At 71.7% G+C, this 11,992-nt stretch carries 10 protein-coding genes; 7 read left to right on the top strand and 3 right to left on the bottom strand.

Annotated elements, in window-relative coordinates; genetic code table 11:
* Positions 1 to 3,838: beta strand repeat-containing protein (locus tag AC1DMN_RS16760; protein WP_477384632.1), on the bottom strand; the 3,838-nt coding region annotated here is incomplete at its 3' end.
* A gap of 75 nt (positions 3,839 to 3,913) precedes the next feature.
* Positions 3,914 to 4,927 (bottom strand): hypothetical protein, encoded by a 1,014-nt coding sequence (locus AC1DMN_RS16755; RefSeq protein WP_477230067.1) that lies wholly within the window; start codon positions 4,925 to 4,927, stop codon positions 3,914 to 3,916.
* Between the two features lie 157 nt (positions 4,928 to 5,084).
* On the opposite strand from AC1DMN_RS16755, the gene AC1DMN_RS16750 reads away from it, so the two are divergent.
* The 4 genes from AC1DMN_RS16750 (at position 5,085) to AC1DMN_RS16735 (ending at position 9,402) form a co-directional block, all read left to right on the top strand.
* A complete protein-coding gene (locus AC1DMN_RS16750; protein ID WP_477230068.1) occupies positions 5,085 to 6,389 on the top strand; it encodes an aminotransferase class V-fold PLP-dependent enzyme in 1,305 nt (434 codons plus the stop codon).
* Complete coding sequence (gene sufU / locus AC1DMN_RS16745) at positions 6,386 to 6,835, top strand: Fe-S cluster assembly sulfur transfer protein SufU (protein ID WP_440732614.1); 450 nt, start codon at positions 6,386 to 6,388, stop codon at positions 6,833 to 6,835. Before AC1DMN_RS16750 ends, sufU begins: the two co-directional genes overlap by 4 nt.
* 264 nt (positions 6,836 to 7,099) lie before the next feature.
* Positions 7,100 to 8,221 (top strand): PLP-dependent cysteine synthase family protein, encoded by a 1,122-nt coding sequence (locus AC1DMN_RS16740; RefSeq protein ID WP_477230069.1) that lies wholly within the window; start codon positions 7,100 to 7,102, stop codon positions 8,219 to 8,221.
* Between the two features lie 29 nt (positions 8,222 to 8,250).
* Complete coding sequence (locus AC1DMN_RS16735) at positions 8,251 to 9,402, top strand: cystathionine gamma-synthase (RefSeq protein WP_441978169.1); 1,152 nt, start codon at positions 8,251 to 8,253, stop codon at positions 9,400 to 9,402.
* Positions 9,403 to 9,432: 30 nt separating this feature from the next.
* Here the strand turns inward: AC1DMN_RS16735 and AC1DMN_RS16730 are convergent, their stop codons facing one another.
* Complete coding sequence (locus AC1DMN_RS16730; RefSeq protein ID WP_477230070.1) at positions 9,433 to 9,957, bottom strand: DEAD/DEAH box helicase family protein; 525 nt, start codon at positions 9,955 to 9,957, stop codon at positions 9,433 to 9,435.
* Positions 9,958 to 10,097: 140 nt separating this feature from the next.
* Here AC1DMN_RS16730 and AC1DMN_RS16725 point away from each other — a divergent pair, with 140 nt between their 5' ends.
* From AC1DMN_RS16725 to AC1DMN_RS16715, 3 genes are all read left to right on the top strand, one after another.
* Positions 10,098 to 10,676 carry a DUF1349 domain-containing protein gene (locus AC1DMN_RS16725; protein WP_441978171.1) on the top strand — a complete coding sequence of 193 codons (579 nt, stop codon included), beginning with the start codon at positions 10,098 to 10,100 and terminating at the stop codon, positions 10,674 to 10,676.
* A gap of 140 nt (positions 10,677 to 10,816) precedes the next feature.
* A complete protein-coding gene (locus AC1DMN_RS16720) occupies positions 10,817 to 11,026 on the top strand; it encodes a heavy-metal-associated domain-containing protein (protein WP_440732609.1) in 210 nt (69 codons plus the stop codon).
* Entirely contained in the window at positions 11,026 to 11,958 is a 933-nt protein-coding gene (locus AC1DMN_RS16715) for a heavy-metal-associated domain-containing protein (protein WP_477230071.1), read from the top strand. The genes AC1DMN_RS16720 and AC1DMN_RS16715 overlap by 1 nt, the downstream gene beginning before the upstream one ends.
* Positions 11,959 to 11,992 lie beyond the last annotated feature (34 nt).

The raw sequence follows: 11,992 nt of genomic DNA, 5'->3' as shown, positions 1-11,992 counted from the left end.
GCCCCGGGAGGGTTCCCCCGTTACCGGGGGTTCCCGGGTTGCCGGTTCCCGGGAGACCCGGGATCGTGGGCAGTCCGGGGACGGTGGGCAGCCCCGGAAGGCTGCCCGTGATTCCGCTGAGGATTCCGCCGAGGTTGGGCAGGCCCGGGAGGGTTCCGCCGTTACCGGGGGTTCCCGGGTTGCCGGTTCCCGGGAGACCCGGGATCGTGGGCAGTCCGGGGACGGTGGGCAGCCCCGGAAGGCTGCCCGTGATTCCGCCGAGGACGCCGCCGAGGTTGGGCAGGCCCGGGAGAGTTCCCCCGTTACCGGGGGTTCCGGTTCCCGGGAGTCCCGGGACGGTGGGCAGGCCGCCGGTCAGGTTGCCGAGGTTCGGCAGGGTGACGGAGGCGTGCGGTGCGGTGGTGCCGGTGGTGGGCAGGGCTGCGTCGACGTAGACGTTGGTGCTGTCGGTGCCGATGCGGTCGGTGGTGCTCACTCCGTTGGGGCCTGCGGTGGGGTCCCAGACGTCCTTGATTCCGAGGACGTTGAGGTTCTTACCGACGTTCAGGCCGTTCGGGGTCGTGCCGGCGTGAACCGAACCGATCCCCGGGAGGGGAACCGTGACCACGCCAGGCGTGCCGCCGTTGCCCGGGAGACCCGGAACAGAGGGCAGACCCGGGAGGGATCCGGTCAGACCGCCCAGCGCACCGGTGATGGCACCGATAGGCAGGGATGGAAGGCCCGGAAGGCTGCCACCGGGGGTGCCCCCGGTGCCGGGGAGACCCGGAACGGAGGGCAGACCCGGGAGGCCGCCAGTGATCCCGCCGAGGYTCGGCAGGGTGACGCCAGCGTGTCCCGGCGTGGTGCCGGTGGTGGGGAGGGCTGCGTCGACGTAGACGTTGGTGGCGTCCGTGCCGATGCGGTCCGTGGTGGACACGCCGCTAGGGCCTGCGGTRAGGTCCCAGACGTCCTTGACTCCGAGGACGTTCAGGTTCTTACCGACGTTCAGCCCGCCGGGGGTGGTGCCGGCGTGGACGCTGCCGACGCCGGGGATGGGAACCGTGATCACGCCAGGCGTGCTGCCGGTGCCGGGGAGACCCGGAACCGAAGGCAGGCCCGGAACAGTGGGCAGGCCCGGGAGGGATCCGGTCAGACCGCCCAGCACACCGGTGAGGTCACCGATGGGCAGGGTGGGCAGGCCCGGGAGGGTTCCCCCGTTGCCGGGGGTACCGGTTCCCGGGAGGCCCGGGACGGTGGGCAGGCCGCCGGTGATCCCGCCGAGGTTCGGAAGGGTCACGCCGGCGTGCGGGGCCGTGGTCCCGTTCGTCGGGACGGCTGCGTCGACGTAGACGTTGGTGGCGTCTGTGCCGATGCGGTCCGTGGTGGATACTCCGTTGGGGCCGGCGGTGAGGTCCCAGACGTCCTTGACTCCGAGGACGTTCAGGTTCTTACCGACATTCAGGCCGTTCGGGGTGGTGCCAGCGTGAACCGAACCGACGCCGGGAACCGGAATCGTGACCACGCCAGGAGTGCCGCCGGTGCCGGGCAGGCCCGGAACCGAAGGGAGGCCGGGGACGGCCGGCAGCCCGGGGAGCGTGCCGGTGATTCCGCTGAGGACTCCGCCGAGGTTCGGCAGAGCCGGGATCGAGGGCAGCCCCGGAATGGTTCCTCCTCCATTACCTCCGGGGGTGCCGCCGGTGCCCGGAAGCCCGGGCAGGGAGCCGCCACCGGGAAGACCCGGGACGGTGGGGAGGCCGCCGGTGATCCCGCCGAGGTTCGGCAGACTCACGCCGGCGTGCGGGGCCGTGGTCCCGTTCGTCGGGACGGCTGCGTCGACGTAGACGTTGGTGCTGTCGGTGCCGATGCGGTCGGTGGTGGACACGCCGTTGGGGCCAGCGGTGAGGTCCCAGACGTCCTTGATTCCAAGGACGTTGAGGTTCTTACCGACGTTGAGCCCGTTCGGGGTGGTGCCGGCGTGGACGCTGCCAACGCCGGGGATGGGAACCGTGATCACGCCAGGCGTACCACCGGTGCCGGGCAGGCCCGGAACCGAAGGGAGGCCGGGGACAGCCGGCAGCCCGGGGAGGGCGCCGGTGATTCCGCCGAGGACTCCACCGAGGTTCGGCAGAGCGGGGATCGAGGGCAGCCCCGGAATGGTTCCTCCTCCATTACCTCCGGGGGTGCCGCCGGTGCCCGGAAGCCCAGGCAGGGATCCGCCACCGGGAAGACCCGGGACGGTGGGGAGCCCGCCGGTGATGCCGCCAAGGTTCGGCAGCGTGACCGATGCGTGCGGTGCGGTGGTTCCGGTGGTGGGGACGGCTGCGTCGACGTAGACGTTGGTGCTGTCGGTGCCGATGCGGTCGGTGGTGCTCACTCCGTTGGGGCCTGCGGTGAGGTCCCAGACGTCCTTGATTCCGAGGACGTTGAGGTTCTTACCGACGTTGAGCCCGTTCGGGGTGGTGCCGGCGTGAACCGTGCCGACGCCGGGGATGGGAACCGTGACAACGCCAGGCGTGCCACCGTTGCCGGGCAAGCCCGGAACCGAGGGCAGACCCGGGACGGACGGCAGAGCCGGCAGGCTGCCGGTCAGACCGCCCAGGACGCCACCGAGGTTCGGCAGGCCGGGGAGACCCGGGGTTCCGCCGTTGCCCGGGGTTCCCGGGTTGCCGGGCAGACCCGGAAGCCCACCGGTGATCCCGCCGAGGCTCGGCAGGGTCACGCCGGCGTGCGGGGCCGTGGTCCCGTTCGTCGGGACGGCTGCGTCGACGTAGACGTTGGTGGCGTCCGTGCCGATGCGGTCCGTGGTGGATACTCCGTTGGGGCCTGCGGTGAGGTGCCAAACGTCCTTGACTCCGAGGACGTTCAGGTTCTTACCGACATTCAGGCCGTTCGGGGTCGTGCCGGCGTGAACCGAACCGATCCCCGGGAGGGGAACCGTGATCACGCCAGGAGCTCCGCCGCTCCCGGGCAGTCCCGGAACGCCGGGCAACGAACCACCCGGAAGCCCCGGAAGGCCCGGGAGCCCCGGAAGGCCAGGAAGCCCCGGAAGCCCGGGGGCGCCGCCGTTGCCCGGGAGGCCCGGAACGGAGGGCAGACCCGGAACCGAGGGCAGGCCCGGGAGGTGTCCGGTGACTCCGCCGATGGTGCCGGTGACCCCGCCGAGGGTGTCGCCGACGTTCGGCAGACCCGGCAGAGACGGGACGCCCGGAAGCCCGGGGGTGCCGCCGTTGCCCGGGAGGCCCGGAACGGAAGGCAGGCCCGGGAGGTGTCCCGTGACCCCGCCGATGGTGCCGTTGACGCCGGATGCGACGGAGTCGGTGACCCCGTCGACGGTGTCGCCGACTCCGTCGCCCGCCGCCGTGACGACAGAGCTGACGGTGTCTGCGGCGCCGCTGGCAGCAGCGTGCGTGACGTCGTCGACCGTGTTCGTCACGCCGGTCGTGGCTGCATCGGTGACGCCGCTGACCGTGTCCGCGGCGCCGTCCGTGGCCGCCTCAGCGGTCTGGACGATGGCGTCCGTGACGGCGGGGACGGACGGCACCGAAGGCAGACCCGGATCCGTGCCGCCTCCCGACGGGACCGTGCCCGTGACCGTGCCGAGCGTGTCGCCGACGAGGTTCGAGACGTCCTGCGTGACCGCGGGAAGGCCGCCGGTTCCACCGGCTCCGCCGCCCTGCGACGGATCGCAGGCGCCGGCCACGAGGTTCGTGACTGCCGTGAGTGTGCTGTTGACGACGTTGCAGCCGCAGTCGGCGCCATTGGGTGGCGCCTCTGCGGCATTTGCCGCCGTCGCGCCGGCGAGAGTGATCCCGCCCGCGATGAGCGTGCCCCAGAGAGCACGCTTGACGATGCGATTCATGTTCTCTTTCCTTCTGATCTGGGGAAGCGCGAATGCGCGATGACACGTGCCGCCTCAAGGGCGGCCGTGCCCCGATCAGTCGGGAGAGGAGTCGTGGTCCGCGACCGGCGAGATCGGCAGGCGGTCGTCGCCTGCCGATCCGGTGCGGACGGCCAGCAGACGGTCGCCTGCCGACAACGAAGAGATGGTGCCGAAGAGGCGCACGTCGCTCGTGCTGCCACCGGATGCGGATCCGGTGCCCGGCACCCCGAACTCAGAGGTCGGGGAACCCGACGGGTGCTGCGCGGGCGTTGCGGGCGCGGTCGCTGCCGGAGACGCGGAGAGCGCCGCCGATACGAGCTCGTCGAGGCTGGGAAGCGCACTCTGCGCCCCGTCCCGCGCCGAAGCGAGGGTGACGGGGCGCGGTGAAGCGGGGGAGACCGGGTCTAGGGCGCCGTGAAGACCGGGAATGGCGGGAGATCCGGCCGGATCCGCGACCGGGGAGACCGGCGGCACGGTCGCGGTCGCGCCGCGCACCGTCTCGGTCACGGTTCCGACGGTGCCGTCGATCGAGACGGCGATCCGCGGGAGCGCATCGGTCACGGCGCTGAGCGTCGTGGGCACGCGGTGCAGAACGGCGTTGACCGGCGCGAGCACGGGGCTCAGCGCCGGGACGACCGAGTCCGTGGTCGTCGTGACGACGTCGATCGCGGCGCCGGCGGTCTGGTCGACGCCCTCCACGACCGGGAGGACGGCTTCGACGATCGGCGCGACCAGCGGTGCAACCGGCACTGCGGCCTCTGCGGGCGCGGGTGCCGCGTCCGTCACCGCGTCGACGACGGGTACCGGAAGTACCTCGGAAACGGTGGTCTGCACGGCCGAGAGCGTGCTCTGAACGGTGGCCGGCGCCTCGACGATCGTGTCCTGAACTGCGCCGACGGTGCTCTGCAGCGTGCCGAGGAGGCTCGGAGGTGGCGGCGGTGCGGTCTCTGCAGCCTGCGCGGATCCGGATCCGAAAGCGATCGACAGAGCCACCCAGCCGAGGGCGAAGAATCCGCCCGCGACCGCAGCGGGGACGAATCCCCGTAGCGACCGCGTACGACCCCGCATGAATACCCCCCGATATACCGCCGTTACGGCACAAGGTATTCCCTGCGCAGAGCATCTGTCTAGAGCCACTTGCGGTTGTTTCCCGCGGCGTCACCGGATCGAGACCAAGCACTGTCGGACGGATCCCAGGGGGTCGGCGCTGACGTAGCGTTGATACGTGAGTTCTCCTGCCCTCGATGTGGCCGCCGTCCGCGCCGACTTCCCCCTGCTCGCCGAGTCCGTGAACGGGGTGCCGCTGGCGTACCTCGACTCCGCTGCGACGAGCCAGAAGCCCCGCATCGTGCTGGATGCCGAGCGCGACTTCCTGGAGCGGTCCAACGCGGCCGTGCATCGCGGTGCGCACACGCTCGCCGCCGAGGCGACCGAGCTCTATGAGGACGCCCGCGCGGCCGTTGCCGGCTTCGTCGGCGCGCACCAGGACGACCTGGTCTGGACGCACGGCGCCACCGAGGGGTTGAACCTCGTGGCGTACGCGATCGGCAACGCGACCCTCGGCCGTGGCCTCCCCGAGAGCGCCCGCTTCGCGCTGCAGCCCGGCGACGAGCTCGTCGTGACCGAGGCGGAGCACCACGCGAACATCGTGCCGTGGCAGGAGCTGGCGGCCCGCACAGGCGCCGTCCTGCGCGTGATCCGGATCCGCGACGACGGATCCCTCGACCTCGATCACGCCGCCGAGGTCATCGGACCCCGCACCCGCGTCGTCGCCTTCACCCACGTCTCGAACGTGCTCGGCATCGTGAACCCCGTGGCGGAGATCGTCGCCCTCGCGCAGGCCGTCGGCGCGCTCACCGTGCTCGACGCGTGCCAGTCGGCACCGCATCTGCCGCTCGACCTGCCCGCGCTGGGCGTCGATCTGGCCGTGTTCTCCGGCCACAAGATGCAGGGTCCGTACGGGATCGGTGGTCTGTACGGACGTCGTGAGGTGCTCGCCGCGCTGCCCCCGTTCCTCACCGGCGGCTCGATGATCACGCGCGTCGCATTCGAGCGCACCGAGTTCCTGCCGCCCCCGCAGCGGTTCGAAGCCGGCACGCAGCCGGTGTCGCAGGCGATCGCCCTCGCCGCCGCCGTGCGGTACCTCGATGACCTCGGCATGGATGCGGTGCACGCGCACGAGAAGGACCTCGAGCAGCGCCTGCGCACCGGTCTCGGCGCGATCGACGGCGTGCGGCTTCTCGGTGCGGCCGACGGGGCCGAGCGCGTGGCGCTGCAGGCCTTCGTCGTCGACGGCGTGCACGCGCACGATGTCGGCCAGTTCCTCGACTCCCGCGGTGTCGCCGTGCGCGTCGGCCACCATTGCGCGGAGCCCGTGCACGCCCGCCTCGGCGTGACGGCGTCGGTGCGCGCCTCTGCGGCGCTCTACAACACGGCCGACGAGGTCGACCGGATGCTCGACGCCGTGTCCGGTGTGCGCGCGTTCTTCGGCGTCTCCGGATCCTCCGACCAGCAGGAGGTGCACGCATGAGCGGCCTCGAGGACCTCTACCAGGAGCTGATCCTGGACCACTCCAAGCGCCCGCACGGCAAGGGCCTGCTCGGCGCGGAGGACGATCCGCACACCGCCGAGTCGCACCAGCGCAACCCGATCTGCGGCGACGAGATCACGTTGCGCGCCCGCGTCTCCGACGACGGCGAGCGCATCACCGAGGTGAGCTGGGAGGGATCCGGCTGTTCGATCTCGCAGGCCTCCGCGTCGATGCTCACCGAACTCGTGGTCGGTCACTCGCGGGAAGAGGCGGCGGGACTCATCGACGGCTTCCGCGAGGCGCTGCGCTCTCGGGGCGCGATGGAGCTCGACGAGGACGTCTACGGCGACGCGGCCGCCCTGACCGGCGTCTCCCGCTACGTCGCGCGCGTCAAGTGCGCGATGCTCGGCTGGGTCGCCCTGGAGGATGCGCTGCGCCGGGCCTGAGGCGGGGTTCTGCCGTTTCGAAGCGCGCAAATGACCCCTTTCCGGGCCTGGATGGAGCCATTTGCGCTCTTTGAATCCAGGAGGGGAGTCGGCGAACTGTTACTCGGGCTGTTGCGGCCGAGTCTTCGGATCCGGATCCGGTGCTGTACCTTGACACTGTGGCCCTGACCTGTCGTTGTTGTCTCTGAGCGCGATCCGCGCTTCTCCGACGACCACAGACAGCCCTGYGCTCTTCCGGCGCGACCACCGTTCAGGACAACTTCCGTGCGCTACGCCAGCCATGTCGCCGACCTCGTCGGCGCGACGCCCCTCGTCCGTCTCTCGTCCGTCACCGGTGCGACCGCCGACCGCGGCGCGATCCGCGCGACCGTGCTCGCCAAGGTCGAGTACTTCAACCCCGGCGGATCCGCGAAGGATCGCATCGCACGGTCGATCGTCGATGCCGCAGAGCGCGAGGGCCTGCTCCAACCGGGCGGCACGATCGTCGAGGCCACGAGCGGCAACACCGGGGTGGGCCTCGCGCTGGTCGCGCTGCAGCGCGGCTATCGGATGGTGTTCGTGGTGCCGGACAAGTTCGACGGGCCCAAGGTCGCCACGCTCCGCGCCTATGGCGCCGAGGTCGTCGTCACACCCACGTCGGTGCCGCCTGAGCATCCAGAGTCGTACCACTCGGTCGCCGCGCGGCTGGCCCGCGAGATCCCCGGTGCGTTCAACCCGAACCAGTTCGCGAACCAGAACGGCCCTCGCGGGCACTACGAATCCACCGGCCCGGAGATCTGGTCTGACACGGACGGCCGGGTCACGCACTTCGTCGCGGGCATCGGCACCGGCGGCACGATCAGCGGCACCGGCCGCTACCTCAAGGAGGTGAGCGCCGGACGCGTGCAGGTGATCGGCGCGGATCCCGAGGGCTCCATCTACTCCGGCGATGAGATCCACTCCTATCTCGTCGAGGGCGTCGGGGAGGACTTCCTGCCCGCCACGTTCGATCCCGCCGTGGTCGACGGCTACGAGCGGATCTCCGATGCGGAGTCGTTCGCGATGACCCGTCGGCTCGCGCGCGAGGAGGGCCTGCTCGTCGGCGGCTCCAGCGGCATGGCCGTGGTCGCCGCGCTGCGCGTCGCCGAGGGCCTCGGGGAGGACGACGTGGTCGTCGTGCTGCTGCCCGACCACGGCCGCGGCTATCTCGACAAGCTCTACGACGACGACTGGATGACCGGGCACGGGTTCGCCGTGCCGTCCGCCCCGGCGAGTGCACACGCACTCGCCGAGCCCACATCCTCTTCGCGCCAACAGGATGTGCACTCGCCGGGAGCACATTCTGTCGACGCGCACGCGCCGCACGCCGACCGCCTCCCCGCGCCGACCGAGACCGCACGGCCGTAGCGCACGACTGAACCCGAGAGGATCCCACCATGACCATCGAGACCGACAAGACCGCCACCGCCGCCATCCACGCGGGCCAGGCCGCCGACCCCTACACCGGCGCGGTGATCCCGCCGCTGCACCTCTCGACGACGTTCGTGCAGGACGGGATCGGCGGCCTCCGCCAGGGCTACGAGTACGGCCGCAGCGGCAACCCGACGCGGGACGCGCTGCAGGCGCAGCTCGCCGCGCTCGAGGGCGGCACGCACGCCTACTCGTTCGCCTCGGGCCTCGCCGCGGAGGACACCCTGCTGCGTGCGATCCTGCAGCCGGGCGACCATGTGCTGCTCGGCAACGACGTCTACGGCGGCACGTTCCGGCTCATCTCCCGGGTGCTCGGCGGCTGGGGGATCACGGTGCAGGTCGTCGACATGAGCGACACCGAGGCGGTGCGCGCGGCCGTCGCCGCGAAGGCCCCGCGCGTGCTGTGGGTCGAGACCCCGTCGAACCCGCTGCTGCGCATCTCGGACATCGCCGCGCTCGCGGAGATCGGACACGAGGCCGGATCGGTCGTCGTGGTCGACAACACCTTCGCCACCCCCGCGCTGCAGCGCCCGCTCGCACTCGGAGCCGACGTGGTCGTGCACTCGACGACGAAGTACCTCGGCGGGCACTCCGACGTGGTCGGCGGCGCGGTCGTGCTGCGCGACGCCGAGCTCGCCGAGAAGGTCGGCTTCCTGCAGTTCGCGGTGGGAGCGGTGTCCGGGCCGTTCGACGCCTGGCTCACCACGCGCGGCATCAAGACCCTGCCGGTGCGGATGCGCCAGCACAACGAGAACGCGCAGGCCGTGGCCGAGTTCCTCGCCGCGCATCCCCGCGTCACCGGCGTCTACTACCCCGGCCTGCCCGAGCACCCCGGCCACGAGCTCGCCGCGCGGCAGATGTCGGGCTTCGGCGGCATCGTCTCGGTCGCGCTGGAGTCGGGCGAGGCCGCCCGTCGCTTCGCCGAGTCGACGCGCGTGTTCCAGCTGGCGGAGTCGCTCGGCGGCGTGGAGTCGCTCGTCAACTACCCCGACGCGATGACGCACGCCTCGGTGCGCGGGACCGAGGCGGCCGTGCCCGTGGAGGTCGTGCGCCTCTCGGTCGGCCTGGAGGACGTCGCCGACCTGCTCGCCGACCTGGAGCAGGCCCTGGCCGGCTGAGCGGCCCGCGCCACGGACCAGGGGTCCGGATCACCCCAGGACGGCGGCCGCCAGCGCCGCCAGCCGGGTGGCCGGATCGCCTGCGAGCTCCAGGATCCGCGCCGCGCCGGTGAGCTCCTCGTCGTCGGTCGGCGCGCGCAGCGCCTCATCCATGGCCTCGCGCAGCTCAGGGTCTTCCTCCTCGGGCACGGTGATGCCGTCGTCGAGCCCGAGGAGCACGAGCAGGTCGACCTCCGCCATCGCTTCCGCAGCGAGCGGGGCCTCGCGCCGGAACAGCTCCGCGGCTCGCGAGGACCGGCCCAGGTCGTCGAGCGCGGCGAGATAGGCGAGGAAGTCGAGCGGCCCGCGCTCGGCGATCACGGATCCGGCGAGCTCCGGGTCGAAGAGCCGCTCCGCACTGATCCGCAGCTGCGCGACGAGAGATCCGGATCCGCTTCCCTCGTCCACGAACTCGAACGGATCCGGGAGGACGACGAACTCGGGATGTGCGAGGGAGAAGTCGGAGATCAAGGTGCTCTTGCCGGTGGCGTGCGTGCCGGAGACGACGATGCGCATGTCCGGAGTCTACGGATCCGCAGGTGCTGCAAGGGCCGCTGCGGGCTGCCGCAGGGGCCGCTGCAGTCACCGCGGGGGTTGCAGCGGCCGCGGGGCGCGGGGCTGCAGGTGGGATGCCGCCGGGGCCGTAGCCTGAGGAGATGACGGACATCGCCTGGTCGGACGGACGCTGGACCCACGAGCCCGCAGCGCTCGCCGAGGATCAGGGCGACCTCGTCGTCACCGCCGTCGAAGGCAGCGATGCGTGGCGGATCACGTCGTACGGGTTCGTGCACGACAGCGAGCACGCGCTCGTGGTGCCGTTCGCCGTGGACACGGCCGTGGAGGTGGAGTTCACGGCGGCGTTCTCCGCCCAGTTCGACCAGGCGGGAGCGTTCGTGCGCGTCTCGGACGAGCGCTGGGTCAAGGCGGGCGTCGAATTCGCCGACGGGCGGCCGCAAGTGGGCGCCGTGGTCACCGACGGGATGTCGGATTGGTCACTCGCCCCGGTACCGGAGTGGGCCGATCGTCGCATCCTCGTGCGGGTGAGCCGTGGTACGGACGCGCTCACGGTGCGCGCCGGAATCGTCGGCGAGCCGCTCCAGCTCGTGCGCGTGCTGCCGTTCGCGTCGTCGCTCGTCGCGGAGGCGGGCCCGTTCGTGTGCGCGCCGACGCGGGCCGGTCTTGCCGTGCGACTGCACGCCTGGCGTGTGGTCGAGGCCGACGGCTCGCTGCACTGATCCGTTGCCGGCGCGAGACGCGTCGGTGCGGCCTTCCGATCGGCGGGAACGTGATTCCTCGTGGGGCGCGGAATACCCCTGGGGGGTATATGGTTGTGACCGTCGGATACCCGAACGGGGTATCGAACGGAGGAGATGACATGACCACCACCGAGTACCAGGTGACCGGGATGACCTGCGGGCATTGCGAGATGTCCGTGCGCCGGGAGGTCGGCAAGATCGCCGGCGTCGAAGGCATCGAGGTGAGCGCGTCGACCGGCCGCCTCGTGGTGACGTCCACGACGGGTCTCGATGACGCGAGTGTCTTCGCCGCGGTCGACGAGGCCGGCTACCGGGCGGTTCACGCCTGATGAACGCCGTGGGACGACTGGGCCTCTACGGCGCCGGGCTCGCGGCGGCGTTCGCCGTGGCGTTCGGCGCCGCGGCACTCGTCGCCCCGCGCGACGCCGCACCGCAGAACACCATGCACGAGGAGGAGACCGAGATGGGCCAGCACGACGCGCACGGATCCGGCGCACAGGGATCCATGGACCACAGCGCGCACGCGGCGGCGGGGGAGAGCCTCGCGGGCGTGTCCCTCTCCGCCGGCGGGTACACGCTCCCTCCGGTCTCCGCGCCTGGCGCTGTGGGGGAGCTGGGGGCGCTGAGCTTCCGGATCCTCGACGCCGCAGGCGCCCCGGTCACGGCCTACACGCCGCAGCACGAGAAGGATCTGCACCTGATAGTCGTGCGCAGCGACGGCACCGGGTTCCGGCACGTGCACCCCGTGCTCGACACCGCCACCGGCACCTGGAGCATTCCCTGGGCGTGGGACGCCGCCGGGACGTACCGGGTCTTCGCGGACTTCGCGGCCGCGGGTGCGGATCCGGTCACCCTCACCCGCACGATCGATGTCGCCGGCCTGTTCGCACCCGTCGTCCCCGCGACGAGCACCCGAGCGAACGCCGACGGCTTCGACGTCAGCATCGACGGCTCTCTCGAGCCCGGATCCGCCTCCGTGCTGACCGTGACGGTCCGTCGCGACGGCGCTCCCGTCACCACGTTGCAGCCCTACCTCGGCGCCTACGGGCACCTCGTCGCGCTGCGCGAGGGCGACCTCGCCTACCTGCACGTGCATCCGGAAGGCGCGGCTCCGACGCCCGGCGCGACGTCGGGACCCGACGTCCGTTTCTCCGCCCACGTGGGCACTGAGGGCCGCTACCTGCTCTACTTCGACTTCCAGGTGGAGGGAGCCGTGCACACGGCCGCCTTCGTCCTCGACACGACGACGCGCGCCCACTGACCCGGCGCGACCGACCTGCAACGAAAGGAGACGC

The organism is Microbacterium sp. 01T413_2, assembly GCF_056398985.1.
This window is presented reverse-complemented; position numbering and strand designations above follow the sequence as displayed.